Source organism: Pedobacter sp. 05T44, assembly GCF_056395985.1.
The window spans coordinates 46869-62924 of record NZ_JBFTKO010000006.1; the positions used below are offsets into that span (position 1 = coordinate 46869).

Annotated in this window: 15 protein-coding genes; 12 read left to right on the forward strand and 3 right to left on the reverse strand. The window is 38.3% G+C overall.

Annotated elements, in window-relative coordinates; all coding sequences use genetic code 11:
* Positions 1-129: 129 nt before the first annotated feature.
* The 11 genes from AC1DDK_RS11550 (at position 130) to AC1DDK_RS11600 (ending at position 14008) form a co-directional block, all read left to right on the forward strand.
* Positions 130-1203 (forward strand): FecR family protein, encoded by a 1074-nt coding sequence (locus AC1DDK_RS11550; protein WP_337716497.1) that lies wholly within the window; start codon positions 130-132, stop codon positions 1201-1203.
* 193 nt (positions 1204-1396) lie between these two features.
* Positions 1397-4759, forward strand: coding sequence for a SusC/RagA family TonB-linked outer membrane protein (locus AC1DDK_RS11555; protein WP_337716499.1), 3363 nt, complete (start codon positions 1397-1399; stop codon positions 4757-4759).
* Positions 4760-4764: 5 nt separating this feature from the next.
* On the forward strand, positions 4765-6246 hold the full coding sequence (locus AC1DDK_RS11560; RefSeq protein WP_288878751.1) for a RagB/SusD family nutrient uptake outer membrane protein: 1482 nt from the start codon (positions 4765-4767) through the stop codon (positions 6244-6246).
* Between the two features lie 8 nt (positions 6247-6254).
* On the forward strand, positions 6255-7373 hold the full coding sequence (locus AC1DDK_RS11565; RefSeq protein ID WP_477633913.1) for an acyltransferase family protein: 1119 nt from the start codon (positions 6255-6257) through the stop codon (positions 7371-7373).
* Positions 7374-7419: 46 nt separating this feature from the next.
* Positions 7420-7842 carry a GNAT family N-acetyltransferase gene (locus AC1DDK_RS11570; protein ID WP_337716503.1) on the forward strand — a complete coding sequence of 141 codons (423 nt, stop codon included), beginning with the start codon at positions 7420-7422 and terminating at the stop codon, positions 7840-7842.
* A gap of 105 nt (positions 7843-7947) precedes the next feature.
* On the forward strand, positions 7948-8823 hold the full coding sequence (locus AC1DDK_RS11575; protein ID WP_048906887.1) for an OmpA family protein: 876 nt from the start codon (positions 7948-7950) through the stop codon (positions 8821-8823).
* Positions 8824-8997: 174 nt separating this feature from the next.
* Positions 8998-9957: an SMP-30/gluconolactonase/LRE family protein gene (locus AC1DDK_RS11580; RefSeq protein ID WP_477633914.1), complete on the forward strand. Its 960-nt coding sequence runs from the start codon at positions 8998-9000 to the stop codon at positions 9955-9957.
* 10 nt (positions 9958-9967) lie between these two features.
* Positions 9968-10591 carry a bifunctional 4-hydroxy-2-oxoglutarate aldolase/2-dehydro-3-deoxy-phosphogluconate aldolase gene (locus tag AC1DDK_RS11585; protein WP_288878758.1) on the forward strand — a complete coding sequence of 208 codons (624 nt, stop codon included), beginning with the start codon at positions 9968-9970 and terminating at the stop codon, positions 10589-10591.
* A 12-nt stretch (positions 10592-10603) separates the two neighbouring features.
* On the forward strand, positions 10604-11752 hold the full coding sequence (gene dgoD / locus AC1DDK_RS11590; RefSeq protein WP_288878759.1) for a galactonate dehydratase: 1149 nt from the start codon (positions 10604-10606) through the stop codon (positions 11750-11752).
* Between the two features lie 10 nt (positions 11753-11762).
* Positions 11763-13046, forward strand: coding sequence for an MFS transporter (locus AC1DDK_RS11595; RefSeq protein WP_172659641.1), 1284 nt, complete (start codon positions 11763-11765; stop codon positions 13044-13046).
* Positions 13046-14008: a 2-dehydro-3-deoxygalactonokinase gene (locus AC1DDK_RS11600; protein WP_337716506.1), complete on the forward strand. Its 963-nt coding sequence runs from the start codon at positions 13046-13048 to the stop codon at positions 14006-14008. Before AC1DDK_RS11595 ends, AC1DDK_RS11600 begins: the two co-directional genes overlap by 1 nt.
* Positions 14009-14067: 59 nt before the next feature.
* Here AC1DDK_RS11600 and AC1DDK_RS11605 read toward each other — a convergent pair whose 3' ends face one another.
* Positions 14068-14496, reverse strand: a complete 429-nt coding sequence (locus AC1DDK_RS11605; RefSeq protein WP_172659643.1) for a VOC family protein — start codon at positions 14494-14496, stop codon at positions 14068-14070.
* 184 nt (positions 14497-14680) lie between these two features.
* Here AC1DDK_RS11605 and AC1DDK_RS11610 point away from each other — a divergent pair, with 184 nt between their 5' ends.
* Complete coding sequence (locus tag AC1DDK_RS11610) at positions 14681-14863, forward strand: hypothetical protein (protein WP_172659644.1); 183 nt, start codon at positions 14681-14683, stop codon at positions 14861-14863.
* A 3-nt stretch (positions 14864-14866) separates the two neighbouring features.
* On the opposite strand, the gene AC1DDK_RS11615 is transcribed toward AC1DDK_RS11610, so the two are convergent.
* The gene (locus tag AC1DDK_RS11615; protein WP_172659645.1) at positions 14867-15529 is read right to left on the reverse strand and encodes an HAD family hydrolase; all 663 of its coding nucleotides are present in this window, start codon (positions 15527-15529) and stop codon (positions 14867-14869) included.
* Between the two features lie 114 nt (positions 15530-15643).
* Entirely contained in the window at positions 15644-16027 is a 384-nt protein-coding gene (locus AC1DDK_RS11620) for a hypothetical protein (protein ID WP_172659646.1), read from the reverse strand.
* Positions 16028-16056: the final 29 nt, after the last annotated feature.

Consider the following 16056-nt stretch of genomic DNA (forward strand, 5'->3'; position numbering starts at 1 on the left):
TAAAGACTTGCGTGGAGATGATKGCTTAAGGATGGTAAAAGCCATTTACAAGAATTTCAAAAATATTTTTATTTCTTTTAGGAATATCGATACCCTCGCGTGTCTTTACCTTAGACACTATTTATATATATGATAAAATCCAGGTTTATTGAATTAATGGCCAAAAGCATATCTAAGTCTTCAACACCAGAAGAATTAGCTGAGCTGGAGGAGTTTTTTATTCATTTTCCGGAATATAGAAAAATGCAGGCTTTTACAGATGCATTGACCACAGAGGAAAAGCAACCAGACACTTTAGTAAAACAAAAAGATATTAATCAAAAAATTGATGGGCTTTGGGATAAAATCAGAACAGAGGAAAACACGATTACACCTGTTAAAGAGGCTAAGATAAGTTCATTAATATATTGGAAGTGGATAGCCGCAGCGTTGGTTGTGGGCGTTTTAACTGTGTTTTTTTTCTATGGAAGAAAACCAGCTGTTCCGGATCAGTTTGCAGGTTCAGAAATGCACCGGATCTATGTTCCTTTTGGAAAAACCAGAGACTTGAAATTGTCTGATGGCACAAAAGTTAAATTGAATGCAGGGAGTACATTTACTTATCCGGAAGTGTTTTCTGCTACAAGCAGAGAAGTGAGCCTGAAGGGTGAAGGTTTTTTTCAAGTCGAAAAAAATCCTAAAAGGCCTTTTCTGGTTCATACCGACAAGTTCATTGTAAAGGTATTGGGAACTGTATTTAATGTTAAGGCATATGCAACAGATAAAAAGGTTGAAACTACATTGCTTAGCGGAAAAATCCTGGTTGAATTAAATGATAAGCCAGAAAAGAAGATTGTGATGCTGCCTAATGAAAAGCTCACTGTTGCAAATGACCTGGAGCAGGGCAGAAATGCTGATAAAAAAGCAGCCGTACTGGAGTATCAGCTAGAGAGACTATCTGAAGCCAATACACAGGACGTTAAAGAGATTGCCTGGTTGAGCAATAAAATGATTTTTACAAATGAAAGTTTTGAAGAAGTAGGTAAACAGATTGAGAGACGATTTGATGTGAAAATGGTATTTGATAATGAAACCTTGAAAAAAGAAGAAATTAGTGGGGTGTTTGAAGAAGAATCTTTGGAACAAGCACTCTCCTTAATAAAAATGACTACTCCATTTAAGTTCAGAAGGGATAAAGGAGTAGTTCACCTCTCTGCACCTTAAGCAAATAATTAACCAATAATAAAAACCAAATTAAACTAAAAAAATGAAGAAATTTTATCTAACCGATTCCTGAAAATCCACAAATAAATAAGGGAAGAATTGCAGTTCTTCCCCTTAAAAATCCGGATTTAATTCACAAGAGTAAGCGTTGTAATGGACTTACTCTATTCCTTAATTTTCAAAAACAAATGTAATGAAAAAGATTACAAAAGCTTTTGCGTGGCTTTATATGCAACCACCTTTTAAAATAATTTTGCTAATGAAAGGAGCATTATTACTAATTATGTTCACCTGTTTACAGGTTTCGGCGAATGTTTACTCTCAGGAAAAGTTCTCACTTGATTTAAAGCAGACGGAAGTAAGCAACATTCTCACAAAGATTCAAAAACAAAGTAACTACCGCTTTTTTTACAATTATGCCAGCTTAAAGAAGCTGGGTAAAGTAGATTTGCAGGTAAAAGATGCGGGTATCCACGCCATTATGGATGCATTAATGGGCAGTAAATTGCCATATAAAATAGCTGATGATCATGTGGTAATCATTGGTGCGCCAGAAGCCCAAATTGCCATAAAAGGTAAAGTTGTTGATTCAAAAGGAGAGACACTTATAGGGGTTAGTGTTAAATTGCAAGGAACCAATATTGGGGCTACAACTAATGTTAACGGCGAGTTTGTAATTAATGCTCCTGAAAACGGGGTTTTAGAGTTTAGTTATGTTGGCTATGAAAAACAGATTGTTAATATAGCCGGACAAACTAACCTGACCATTACTATGGTTGAAACGAATTCCAATTTGGATGAGATTGTAGTTGTAGGTTATGGTACCTCTAAAAAAATAGATGTTACAGGATCAATAGCCAGTATTAAAGGTAGCGATATTCAGAATTTACCTGTAAGTACAGTTGCCCAGGCATTGGAAGGCAGAGCAACGGGTGTTAATATAGTTCGTAATGATGGAACTCCAGGTGCTGCGCCAAGTATCCGTATCCGTGGTACCGGTACTATAAATGATGCTAATCCTTTGGTAGTAATTGATGGAGTGCCTTCAGGTAATCCTGACGCCTTAAGTGATGTTAACCCTAACGATATCGCTTCAATAGAGATATTAAAGGATGCATCGTCAAGCGCTATTTATGGTACAAGAGCTGCGAATGGAGTAGTTTTGGTAACAACTAAAAGAGGTAGTTACAGTCAGAAATTAGCTACTTCCATCAATGCATATACAGGTGTTTCTAAATCTACCAAGTACATCGACTTGCTTACGGCTCCTGATCTTTATGCACTTAAAAGGGAAAGATTTACTAACGATGGGGCTGCTATTGAAGCACCATGGAATGATGCGTATTACTCGACCCAGCGCACAGACTGGCAGAAGGCCATCCTGGGAAGCGGAAAAGTAAATAATATCGATCTTAATCTGCAGGGAGGTAATGAGGTTTCTACCTATTATTTTTCTACTTCTTTTTATGATGAAAAAGGGATTATCGACAAGTCTTACTTTAAACGCTTTAGTACCCGCATCAATTCGGAGCATAAGATTAAACCCTGGTTAAAATTAGGGCAAAACTTGCAGGTAACTTATGGGGAAACCAATGGTTTTAATAATAATGATTCTCAGACAGGCCTTCTCTTTTCTGCGTTAAGGTTTAATCCTGCAATTCCAACAATGAATGATGATGGAACATATGGAACCTCAAAAGCTTTTGCCAACCAGTTAGGTGATATCAATAACCCTTATTCAACCATTCAACAGGCTGATGCTTATAACCGTAAATACAGGGCTATTGCCAATGTGTTTGCAGAGGTGCCTATTTATAAAGATTTAAAATTCCGCGCTAACTATGGTTTCGATGGTACAATTGGCCGCAGTTATTCTTTTAACATAGAAGACAGAATCCAAACAAGAGAAACAACAAGTTCAACATTAACGCAGGCAGAAGCGGAGAATTATTCACACTTGTTAGATCTTGTTCTTACTTACGATAAAGTAATCAGCAAAAGTCATATCACTTTCACTGGTGGATATTCTTCGCAAAGTTTTAGAGGAAGCTATTTCTCTGCTGGCAGAGTGGGGTATGACGATACTTCTAAAGACCAAAGGACTTTAAGAAAAGGAAATGCCTTTTTAACTGCCGATGGTAGTTATGATGATCCGTCGGGCCTGGAATCAGTTTTTGCAAGAGGATTTTATGATTACGATGGCAGATTTTTAGCAACCCTGACTTTTAGAGCAGATGGTTCATCAAAATTTGCTGCCGGAAACCGTTGGGGTTACTTCCCTGCATTCTCTTTAGGGTGGAGAGTATCTAATGAGAAATTCATGAAAGATGTGAGCTGGATAAGCAATTTAAAGATCACCGGAGGATGGGGAGAGCTGGGTAACCAGAATATACGTGGTTTCCAGTACGCGAGTTCGATAGTTGTGGGGAATACTTATGGTACAAATGGCTATACTTTTGGAGGTTTTGGTGTTAATGGTTCGGCAGTAACAATAACTGCAAATCCGGATATCACCTGGGAGCGTGCAGCCATGACCAATGTGAGTTTGGAGGCAGGCTTTTTAAACAATAAGTTAAGCACTACAATTACCTATTTTGATAAAAACACCAATAAAATGCTTGTGCCTGCCTTATTGATAGGAACAGCAGGAAGAGTAACTGCTCCTGACATTAATATTGGTAACATGAATAATCGTGGTATAGAGGCAGAGGTGAACTACCAATCGGGTGATACCTTTAAATACTCTTTTGGGCTTAACGGCTCATTCATCAAAAATGAAGTAACTAAGCTTTATGGCTTAAATGCCTTTATTCCTTCTACAGTGTATGGCCGTTCTAGTCAGGAAATTTCAAGAACCTATGAAGGCCAGTCTATAGCTTCTTTTTATGGGTGGAAAACAGCAGGACTGTACCAAACTCAGGCTGAGGTTGACAATGATCCTTATTTGAAGAATGATTCAAGAAAAGGTGCTATAAAGCCAGGAGATGTTCGTTTTGTTGACATTAACGGAGATGGTATGATTGATGGAGCAGATAGAACCTATCTGGGAAACCCTAATCCAAAAGCAACTTTGGGCTTTCAAACCACGCTGTCTTACAAAGGATTCGACTTGTCGGCAAACGTAACAGGCGTATTTGGAGTGAGCTTGTATAATGCAGACAGGATGCAAGGCACTGATCCAACCTATTCTTTTAATCTTTATGCAGAAACATTAAATAGATGGACAGGGCCGGGAACGAGTAATTCAATACCAAGGATGTCACTTGATCGTGCAAATGAGAACTATCGTACTTCAGATCTGTTTGTTGAAAATGGTAACTATGTTAGCTTAAAGAATTTAACAATAGGCTATACACTGCCTGATTTTATTGTAAAAAAGGCCACTTTTAATAGCTTAAGGCTATATGTGACTGGTCAGAATTTATTCATGATTACCAATTATTCGGGTTATACTCCTGAACTGGGATATACAAATGGCAATAGACAAAGAGGCGTTGATGTTGCTCAATATCCATCTGTACGCTCGTTCACATTTGGTTTAACCCTTAAAATCTAATCACCATGAAAACAAAATATATCATATATACATGTCTATTTGTAGTGGCTTTTTCCACTGCATGTAAGAAAAATCTGGACCTCACTCAGAAAGGGGTTTACAATACAGATAACTATTTCAGAAATGAAACCGATGCTGTAAATACAATTTCTGGTATTTATAACTTATTAGCCCAAGAAGATTACATTTCTCATGCTGAAACTACATTTGATGTAGCATCAGATGATTACTGGCGTTCAGGAGATCATGCTGAGGATGAAGCAATAGAGAATTTGACTTACAATGCATCAAATGCACAGATAAATTTTAGCTGGACCTATAAATATGAGACGGTGAACCGCTCAACAAATGCGATTATCAACATCCCAAAAATCACTGATATTACTCCTGCTATAAAAGACCGTAGCATGGGAGAAGCTTATTTCTTCAGGGCGTTTGGCTATTGGAGATTAATGGTAATCTATGGCGACGTACCTATTGTTAACGAGGAAGATTACGCTAAGAGTAACTTCAACATACCTAAATCTTCAATTGAGGAGGTTCGTAAACAAATTGAAGCAGATCTTTTGAAAGCTGTAGACCTTTTACCGGAAAACTATGGCGCTGCGGATTTTGGAAGGGTGAGTAAGGGAACGGCTCTAGGGTTGTTAACTAAATTGTATATGTATTGGGAAAAGTTGCCGGAAGCAATTACAACCGGTGAAAAATTAATAAACAATAGTAAATATGCATTGGCAGCTACTTATGCAGAGAACTTTACGAGGGCTAATAAAAACAGTACTGAGCTCCTGATGTCTGTACAAGGATTACAGAATGTGATGTCTAATGATTATACAGTTTATTATATTCCAAGAGCCTGGGGAGGATACGGATTTAGTCAGCCATTAAAAGGACTCGCAGATGAATTTGAATTAAACGACCCACGTAAATCTGCTACATTATTAAGCGTAGGAGATAAGATAGATTTAGGGGATGGCAAAGGTGATACTGAGTTTACATCAGATTTGTCATCAACCGGATTTAGCTTTCGTAAATACGCGGTGTTTTTTCCGGCCGGTTCTTCGGAAGGAAATGGTGTAGACCATAATTATGCAGTTCCGTTAATGCGGTCGTCTGATATTTATCTTTTAGTTGCCGAAGCAAAGATCCGTACTCAGGGCGCTGGAGCTGGTGATGCATTGATTAACCAGGTAAGACGCAGGGCATCAGTATTATTACCCCCTGTTGTAAATGCAGGAATGAAAGAATTGATTCATGAAAGACGTGTTGAATTGGCAGGAGAAGGCGAAAGACATCAGGATTTGATGAGATGGGATAAAAAGAACTTAGTTGATATAGCGGCAATATATAATCTGGCAAAATCAAAAGCTCCGGTAGATCAGGGCAAAACAGTGACTTTTGTGCGACCTAAGCATTATTATTATCCAATTCCTCAGGTTGAGATAGATAAAAGTAACGGTGTGTTAAAACAAAATCCGAATTACTAAACTCATTTATGCAAGAAAGATTTGCCACCCTGGATATTTTTAGAGGAATGACCATTTGTTTTATGATCATTGTAAATTCTCCAGGTTCAGGAGCCCCACAGTGGGCTCCTTTAGATCATGCCGCATGGTTTGGCTTTACGCCAACTGATCTGGTTTTTCCATCATTTCTTTTTGCAGTTGGTAATGCATTGAGCTTTTCAAAAAAGAAATTTGAAAGTGATAGCAGTTTTTTGATGAAGATATTTAAAAGATCTGCTATCATMTTTTTACTGGGTTATTTAATGTACTGGTTCCCATTTATGCATAGAGACGATGGTAACTGGGTGTTTAACGAGATTAGTAATACCAGAATAATGGGAGTATTACAGCGTATCGCACTTTGTTATTTGTTTGGGGCGCTAATTGTTCATTATTGCTCAAAAAAATCTGCCCTGATCATTTCAATAGCCCTGCTTTTAGGTTACTGGGTATTTTTATTGCTGTTTGGAGAACAAGGTCAGGAATATACCATGCTCGGTAATGCGGGTACTCGTTTGGATATTTTTATTTTGGGTGACGCTCATTTATATCATGATAAAGGAGGGCCGATTGCATTTGACCCTGAGGGGCTGCTTAGCACGTTAACAGGTATTGTTAATGTGATCGGTGGATATTTGGCAGGAGCCTATATTCAGGAAAAAGGAAGAAATTATGAGTCTGTGGTTAAGCTACTGCTTGTTGGTGCCTTACTTATTTTTCTTTCATTGTTTTGGGGACAATTTTTTCCAATAGCAAAAAAGCTTTGGACCAGCTCATTTGTGTTGCTCACAGTGGGGTTGGATCTGGTGATCATARGGGTTCTTATTTACTTTATAGAGATAAAGAAGATCAACTTTGGGAATAATTTTTTTCTGGTATTTGGGAGGAACTCTCTGGCTATTTATCTTTTGTCGGAACTCTTGCTGGTCGTTTTTCAGTTAATATGGGTAAAACCGGGGCTGAGCTTTTACAACTGGATCAACAACGTTTTTTATCAAGCTTTATTTCCAGGAGCGTTTGGGACGCTGGTTTTTGCGCTGAGCTTTATGATGGTTTGCTGGCTGGTTGGGTATATAATGGACAAAAAGAAGATCTATGTTAAAATCTAAGTATGACCTAAAAGTTATAGATTAGACTTTTATTTCTAATAAGGTTATGAACATCAGGAAAGCAGAACATAAGGACGCCAGCGCTATTCGGATTTTAATGGAACAACTTGGTTATCCTACTGAAGAAGGGTTTATTGCGAAAAAACTCATTGATCTCTCTAAATCTTCTGATCATTGCGACCTTGTCTGTGAATTAGAAGGAAAGGTATTAGGTTTTTTATCCCTTCATTTCATTCCTCAAATAGCTTTTGAAGCTGACTATGCGGTAATTAGCTACTTTGTGGTTGATGATAATTCCAGAAGACTGGGAATTGGTAAAGCTTTGGAAGAGCGCTGCACTGCATTAGCTATTGAAAGGAAATGTAAAAGAATTATGGTTCACAGCAATGCAAGACGTACTGATGCACACCGGTTTTATTTAAGACAGGGCTTTGTTGAATATCCGAAAGATTTTGTAAAGTTCTTATAGGAGGTGTCCAAAACGCGTTTTGGACACCTCTTTAATTATAGATCAAGAGCAGCATGGCATAAAGATTGCAGTTCTATTATTTTGACTTATAAATTTAATAGGATTATGAAATTTTCCAGTTTAATACCGGTAGTACTGATAGCAGCTGTGGTAACCCAGGGTTGTGTTAGTAACAAAAAGTATAACGATCTCCAATCTAGTTACGATCAATTAAAAGAAAAGACTAAGGATTTGAATCAGAAGTATCAGTCCGGTCAACAGGAACTCTCTGGAACAACATCACGAGTAAAAAGCTTGGAAGAACAAATTGCCTCAGAAAAAGCAAACTCAGCTTCTTTGCAGGCCGCGCTTGATAAATGTTTGAGCTCTACCAGCCAGGGTAATGTAAATATTTCTAAATTGGTTGATGAGATTAATGCCTCAAATAAATACATCCAACACCTCGTAAATACTAAAAACAAAAGTGATTCACTTAATTTGGTGTTAACCAATAATCTTACACGTTCATTAAGTAGAGAAGAAATGAGAGATGTGGACGTGAAAGTGCTAAAAGGAGTAGTTTATATCTCTTTGTCGGATAACATGCTTTATAAATCTGGAAGCTACGAAATCTCAGATAAAGCGGGTGAAACACTAAGCAAAATTGCTAAAATCATTAAAGATTACCAGGGGTATGATGTATTGATTGAAGGTAATACGGATAACGTACCTATTTCGCAAACAAATATTCGAAACAACTGGGATTTAAGTGCTTTAAGAGCGTCATCAGTAGTTCAGTCGTTGCAGAATAATTATGGTGTAGAACCGAAACGCTTAACCGCCGGAGGTAGAGGTGAATATAATCCGATTGCAGGAAACGATACGCCAGATGGCAAAGCAAGAAACAGACGTACACAGATTATTATAACACCTAAATTAGATCAGTTTATGGAGTTAATTGGTAAAGCTCCAGAACAAGCTAAAGAACCTGTAAAAGAATAGGCAGGAATAGTGTTATCTGATTCGCAAGAGATCGCAAATCAGAATAAAGAAGCATGACTTTACGAGGATAAATATTTTTATTTTTATCTTACGTTATTGTTCATGCTTTTTTTATGCCAAATGATAAACCAAATCAAGTCCTGCAGTGCCGTATCCTGTTTTTTAATCATCTTTTTGAACATATCTGTTTTGTTTGCACAGCCAACAAAAAAAGAACCCGATGGGAAAATAGAAAAATTAAGTAAAGAATTGGATGTCATCATAAATCATGATGCTAAGGTTGAAGTGATTGCCGATGGTTTCGGTTGGGTTGAAGGACCACTATGGATAGAAAGCAAAAGGATGTTGTTGGTTTCAGATGTCTTAAACAATACTGTTTACAAATGGACACCCGAAAAAGGTAAGGAGGTTTATCTTGAACACTCAGGCTACACCGGAACTCAGCCCAGAACAGAAGAACTGGGATCGAACGGGTTAACGCTTAATCACAAAGGACAACTGCTGTTATGCCAACATGGCGATAGGAGAGTAGCGCTCATGAATGCTTCACTGGATGATCCTAAGGCAGAGTATATTACACTTGCAAATGAATATAAAGGAAAAAAATTCGATAGCCCGAACGATCTGATTGTTAAAAGCAATGGCGATATTTATTTTACAGACCCACCTTATGGGCTAGAAAAGGGCGTCAATAATCCATCAAAAGCAGCTCCGTATCAGGGAGTATATAAGATTTMTAAAAATGGAGAAGTAACCTTATTAGTAGACTCGATTTCAAGGCCAAATGGAATCGCTTTCTTCCCGGGCGAAAAAAGCTTATTAATAGCAAATTCAGATGGTGAAAAGCCCTATTTGTACCTTTATGATCTGAATAAAGACGGATTATTGATAAATGGAAGGATTTTTCAAAATGACAGGGGTACTGACGGCATCAAGATTGATAAGCAAGGCAATGTTTTTACAACCGGCCAGGGCGGAGTTTGGATATACAATAAGAAGGGTACGCTGCTTGGAAAAATAAAGATTGAAGGCAGTACGTCCAATTGTGCCTTTGCAGATAATTATAAAACACTTTTCATTACTGCCGATAACTATTTATTAAAAGTTGACCTGGCAAAAAAAGCAGGTCACTAATTATATTCCTATGTCTACATTATCTCAGATCTTAGAACATAAAATTATTGCCATTATTCGCGGTGCGAATCCTGCCGACGTGATAAAAATAGCTGATGCATTATATGCAGGAGGGATTCGTATACTCGAAATTACAATGAACTCGGCGCAGCCACTTACTGTTATAAAAGAGCTTAACGATAAATTCGGTAGCAAGATGATCATTGGTGCAGGTACTGTTCTTGATGTTGACTCGGCAAAAAAGGCTGTTGCTGCAGGAGCAAGCTTTATCCTTTCGCCAATAGTGGATATAGAGGTGATTAAAATAGCAAAAAGCCTTGGTGTAGTGAATATTCCGGGTGCATATACGGCTACTGAAATCTACTATGCTTATAAAAATGGAGCCGACATTGTGAAAGTATTTCCGGCAACTTCTCCTTCCTATCTAAAAGATATTGCCGGGCCATTGCCTCAAATCCCGCTATTGCCTACAGGAGGTGTTACGCTCGAAAACATTAAAGACTTTAAAAATGCTGGTGCTGTTGGATTTGGAATTGGCAGTGCACTGGTTAATACCAAACAAGAAGTTGCACCAGAATATCTTTCCAAACTTACTGCTAAAGCTCAAGCCTTTGTTCAGGCAGTTAACTTATAAAAATATCCCAACATGAAAATTAGAAGCTACGAATTGTTCCAGGTGCCACCAAGATGGCTGTTTTTAAAGATTGAAACTGATGAGGGGATTGTTGGATGGGGTGAACCTGTTATTGAGGGGAAAGCGGCAACAGTAAAAGCTGCGGTTGAAGAATTAATGGAATATCTTATAGGTAAGGATCCTATGAATATTGAAGATCACTGGAATGTGATGTACAGGGCAGGTTTTTATCGTGGTGGCCCAATTCTGATGAGCGCGATAGCGGGTATAGATCAGGCATTATGGGATATTAAAGGAAAGTTTTTTAATGCTCCGGTTCATCAGTTATTAGGTGGAAAAGCCAGGGATAAGATGAAGGTATATTCATGGATTGGCGGAGATCGTCCGGCTGATGTGGGACTGGCCGCAAAGAAAATGGCTGAGCAAGGTTTTTTAGCAGTAAAAATGAATGCTACTGAGGAACTTCAGTATGTAGACAGTTATGATAAAATTGATGAGGCCATAAAACGTATAGCTGCGGTAAGAGAGGCAGTTGGACCTGCATTCGGAATTGGAATAGATTTTCATGGCCGTGTGCATAAGCCTATGGCTAAAATTCTGGCTAAGGAGTTAGAACAATACCGTCCAATGTTTATTGAAGAACCGGTATTGCCCGAAAATAATGAAGACCTTAGGGAGATAGCCAATCATGTTTCTATTCCTATTGCTACAGGTGAAAGGATGTTTTCGAAGTGGCAGTTTAAAACGCTGCTGAAGGAAGGATATGTTGATATTATTCAACCTGATGTTTCCCATGCCGGGGGAATAACGGAGTGTAAAAAGATAATCTCTATGGCAGAGGCTTTTGATGTTGCAGCTGCACCACATTGTCCGTTAGGGCCGATTGCTCTGGCGGCATGTCTACAGGTGGATGCAACTTGTCATAATGCCTTTATTCAGGAGCAAAGTTTGGGGATACATTATAATCAGGGAAGTGACCTGCTGGATTATTTAACCGATAAAACTGTTTTTGAGTATGAAAATGGATATGTGAAAATTCCGGATAAGCCTGGGTTAGGAATTGAAATTAATGAAGAGCATGTAAGAAAAATGGCCGCGATTGGGCATAACTGGAGGAATCCTGTTTGGAGACATGAGGATGGCAGTGTTGCTGAATGGTAAATTATAGAATATGAAGCCAACGAAAATTCGCTATCAGATTCTTTTTTTGATTTTTGTTAATGTAGTTATCAATTACATGGACAGGAGCAATCTGGCAGTTGCAGCCTCTGATATTGGTAAAGAGTTTAAATTCTCGTCTGTGCAGATGGGACTGATCTTTTCTGCTTTCAGCTGGACATATCTGTTGTTTCAGATTCCAGGTGGGATATTGGTGAACCGCTTTAGTCCACGTATTCTATATGCGGTTAGTCTCATCACCTGGTCATTTGCCACCATTGTACAAGGTTTTGCCAAAGGGTTTATTACGCTATTTGGCCTTAGAATGGCAACCGGAGCATTTGAGGCCCCTGCATTTCCAATTAATAACAGGGTGGTGAGTAATTGGTTTCCTGATAATGAAAGGGCGTCGGCAATTGCAGTTTATACTTCGGGCCAGTTTCTGGGGTTGGCTTTTTTAATGCCGGTACTTTCGAAAATTCAATTTTATGTGGGTTGGAAGGGTTTATTTGTGGTAACCGGTTTAATAGGTGTGTTATGGGGAGTTGTATGGTATGTTTTTTACCGTGATCCTTTAAAACATTCGAAAGTAAATGAAGCAGAGCTTAAACTCATAGAGAGCGGAGGAGGGTTAATGGATGGAAAATCTATTGCCGACGCAGATTCAAAAAAGAAGTTTAAGTGGGCTGATTTGAAAGAAGTATTGTCGCACCGAAAATTATGGGGGATATATATAGGTCAGTTTGCGGTCAATTCCACTTTGTGGTTTTTCCTTACCTGGTTTCCAAAGTATCTGGTTGATTACAGGGGGTTGGATTTTATCAAATCTGGATACTGGGCATCCATACCTTACCTTGCAGCATTTGCTGGTGTGCTTTGCTCTGGGTTTTTATCTGATTATTTAATAAAAAAAGGAGTATCTGCCGCAAAAGCACGTAAGAGACCAATCATTATTGGGCTTTTAATTTCCGTATTTATTCTGGGAGCTAATTTTGTTGATACACCTGGGCTAATCATTTTCTTTATGGCTTTATCCTTTTTTGGAGTGGGCTTTGCATCGATTACCTGGATCTTTGTTTCCAGCCTTGCGCCAAAGCACCTTATTAACATAACGGGTGGGGTATTCAATTTTATAGGGCAGCTTTCGGGGATAGTCGTACCAATTGTTATCGGGTTTCTGGCCAGCGGCGGGAATTTTGCCCCGGCATTGATCTTTATCGCAGTTTTAGGGTTTATGGGGGCATGCTCATACATCTTTCTGGTTGGGAACGTGGAACGTATTAAAACGAAGAATTAATGGATCATTTTTTTAGCTGTGATTGGGGGACAAGTTCCTTCAGACTTCGTTTGATTCAGGCAAAAAATCTTGCCGTTGTTGCTGAAACAAAGAGTAGCCGTGGAATTTCGGATACTTATAAACTTTGGCAGCAAAAGGGAGGGACTGTTCTGTCGCGGGCAGATTTTTATGCATCTATCGTAAAAGATGAAATCAGATCATTGCAGCAGAATTTAAATATGGTAACTGATGGTATCCCTGTCCTGTTTTCGGGGATGGCCTCGTCTACCATTGGAATGGTGGACTTGCCTTATAAGAAATTGCCATTTAATCTTGACGGTTCAGATCTGAAAACAGAGTTTATGGCTGATAGTACGGGAGCTAACCCGTTTGTAATTATATCTGGAGCCATGACTGATTGTGATGTAATGCGTGGCGAGGAAACTAAAATTGTGGGCAGCGATACGCTTTTGGATAATAAAGATCAGGAGCAATTGTTAATTCTGCCGGGTACACACCCTAAGCATATTGTGATAAAAAATAGCCAGGCGGTAAGCTTTAAGACCTATATGACGGGTGAATTTTTTAATCTTCTATCTGTGAATAGCATATTATCGGCTTCGGTAGAGGAAGGAGGAGATTTTGGTGATCCTCAAAATCAGGAGCGCTTTAAGGAAGGGGTTAAGGCAAGTAGGCACTCAAATCTCTTACATGCCAGTTTTATGGTGAGAACCAATGAGGTGCTTAAAAACATTCCTTCTCAGCAAAACTTACACTATTTAAGCGGCTTACTGATTGGTACGGAGCTGGGTGGATTAAAACCAGAAATACCAATTTATTTGGTAGGTGGGGCAGTACATGCTTCGTTTTATAAATTGGCTTGTGATGAACTTGGTTTAAGGATTAATAAGGAAATTGATGCAGATCTGGCCCTTATTAAGGGACAGCTGGTCATCTTTTCGAGATTTATTAATTTATATTAAAAAATGCCTGATGAAAGTCTTCATCAGGCATTTTTTCTAACTACCGCATTAAGATCTCTTTATTTTTGGCCTTGTTCAAAATTCACCAGCCATTGGACTCCGAATTTGTCTTTAAAACTTCCAAAATAAGCACCCCAGAAAGTATCTTCAAGGGGCATTTCAACGGTTCCACCTGCTGATAGTCCGTTAAAAAGATGTTCTGTCTCTTCTCTGCTTACAGGATGAAGTGATATTTGCACATTGTTTCCTGCATTTAAAATATGTCCGCATGAAGGCAGGATATCTGATGCCATTAGTGTAGTATGCTCGTTAATTGGTAATGCAATGTGCATTATTCCATTTTTTTCATTTTCAGGAAGCTGTGAAGATTCTGGTGCTTCCGTCATTCTGTGGACAGCACTAAATTCACCACCAAAAACAGATTTGTAAAAATTAAAAGCTTCTTCGGCTTTGCCGTCGAAGTTTAAGTAAGGATTCATTTTTGCCATGTTTTTCTGAGTTATGTAAGTTTAAAAATTGTTGTTAAACAAATTTATAGAATACTCATGGGTGCAGAGAGGTGCGAAAAGGTCAATTTTAGGGGCTGTTTGCGACAAGTTTTTCTCTATATATTGATTAGCCTTAAAATAACATTTTAGAACTACCTTTGGTTCTTAATTTCGCATTGCTGTCATGATTAGATTAAATAACGAAACACCATCGAGTGTATTACAAGATGTAAAAATTGGTAATCTGGTTACCGATACATTTAGTAAAACCGGCTTGGTTGAGAAAATAGAAATTACTGATGATGGCCTATACCGGATTTACAAGTTTATTCTTGTAACAGGAAGAAGCATTACCGTAAAGAAGTAAATTCTATTTGTCAATTAGCCGACTTATGGTATCATAAGACAGGTTCTTATAGTCGTCGATATATAAGTTGCAAGGAGGAAGTTCTTCTTTGGTATGAGAGGTAAGTACACCAACTACTTTCATGCCTGCATTTAATCCGGCCGAGACACCAGAAAAAGAATCCTCAAACACGATACATTGATCAGGTGACACGCCAAGATTTTTGGCCGAAGTAAGGTAAACCTCAGGATCAGGTTTATGTTTTTTCACATCTTCGCTGGCCATTACAGACCCTAATATTTCTCTAATGGGCACTTTGTTGAGTATCAGTTCCAAATTGGCATATGGAGCCGAAGTAGCTACACCTAATTTTGCACCATTGTTTTTTAGGTTATTTATAAACTCAACTAAACCTGAAATGGGTTCTACATTGGGTTCATATATTTTTCTGAAAAGACCTTCTTTTTCCTGTTCTAATTGCAGAAGTTCTTCGCCTTCAATTTTTCTTTTTAAGAAGTGGCTGAGGATATAGCTATTCGATTTGCCAAACATGTGTTGCGCGAACTCTTCATCTGTAGGAGCTAGGTTTCTTGTCGAAAAAAACTCACGGAAGGCGAGGGAATGGTAAGGATTGGTATGGCAGATCACACCGTCCATGTCAAAAATGACAGCAATTTCTTTATTCATGAAACAAAGTTAAGAATTTTAAAAGAGCATACCGTTCTTAAAGCTACCGTCATCTCAACGACAGGAGAGATGACGGCGGGTATTATAACATGAAGTCAGCAAGTGGTGTAGTTATTATTCAGCTTTTTTTGGAGCATCTTTTTTGTTTGCTTTCTTCTCGCTTTTCTTTTCTGCTTTAAACTCTTTGTAAGCTTTGCGTTGAGTGTCGTTCAAGACTGCGTTTATTTTGTTATCTCTTTCATCTTTAGCGGCTTTAATAGCAGCTTTGTCTTTCTTTTCGCCTTTAGGATTGCTATCCTTTACTTTTTTAAAGCTTTCAAGGTTTATTGCCTCAATTTTCGACTTTTGATCGGCTGTTAGTGATAGCTTTTTAGTCAACTCCTCTGTTGCATGCTGAGCCTTTTGTTCAGGAGTTTTTTTTACCTTTTTATCACTTTGTGCAAATGCCATAGTACCCATACTAATGAATAATATCGCTGTGAAGATTAATCTTTTCATATACAATTTTTGTTATTCTAGAGTTATAG

Coding starts and splice junctions, on each gene's coding strand:
- AC1DDK_RS11550 (WP_337716497.1), top strand. CDS start 130: ATGATAAAATCCAGGTTTATTGAATTAATGGCCAAAAGCATATCTAAG.
- AC1DDK_RS11585 (WP_288878758.1), top strand. CDS start 9,968: ATGTCTACATTATCTCAGATCTTAGAACATAAAATTATTGCCATTATT.
- AC1DDK_RS11610 (WP_172659644.1), top strand. CDS start 14,681: ATGATTAGATTAAATAACGAAACACCATCGAGTGTATTACAAGATGTA.
- AC1DDK_RS11600 (WP_337716506.1), top strand. CDS start 13,046: ATGGATCATTTTTTTAGCTGTGATTGGGGGACAAGTTCCTTCAGACTT.
- dgoD (WP_288878759.1), top strand. CDS start 10,604: ATGAAAATTAGAAGCTACGAATTGTTCCAGGTGCCACCAAGATGGCTG.
- AC1DDK_RS11570 (WP_337716503.1), top strand. CDS start 7,420: ATGAACATCAGGAAAGCAGAACATAAGGACGCCAGCGCTATTCGGATT.
- AC1DDK_RS11560 (WP_288878751.1), top strand. CDS start 4,765: ATGAAAACAAAATATATCATATATACATGTCTATTTGTAGTGGCTTTT.
- AC1DDK_RS11555 (WP_337716499.1), top strand. CDS start 1,397: ATGAAAAAGATTACAAAAGCTTTTGCGTGGCTTTATATGCAACCACCT.
- AC1DDK_RS11615 (WP_172659645.1), bottom strand. CDS start 15,529: ATGAATAAAGAAATTGCTGTCATTTTTGACATGGACGGTGTGATCTGC.
- AC1DDK_RS11595 (WP_172659641.1), top strand. CDS start 11,763: ATGAAGCCAACGAAAATTCGCTATCAGATTCTTTTTTTGATTTTTGTT.
- AC1DDK_RS11620 (WP_172659646.1), bottom strand. CDS start 16,027: ATGAAAAGATTAATCTTCACAGCGATATTATTCATTAGTATGGGTACT.
- AC1DDK_RS11605 (WP_172659643.1), bottom strand. CDS start 14,496: ATGGCAAAAATGAATCCTTACTTAAACTTCGACGGCAAAGCCGAAGAA.
- AC1DDK_RS11575 (WP_048906887.1), top strand. CDS start 7,948: ATGAAATTTTCCAGTTTAATACCGGTAGTACTGATAGCAGCTGTGGTA.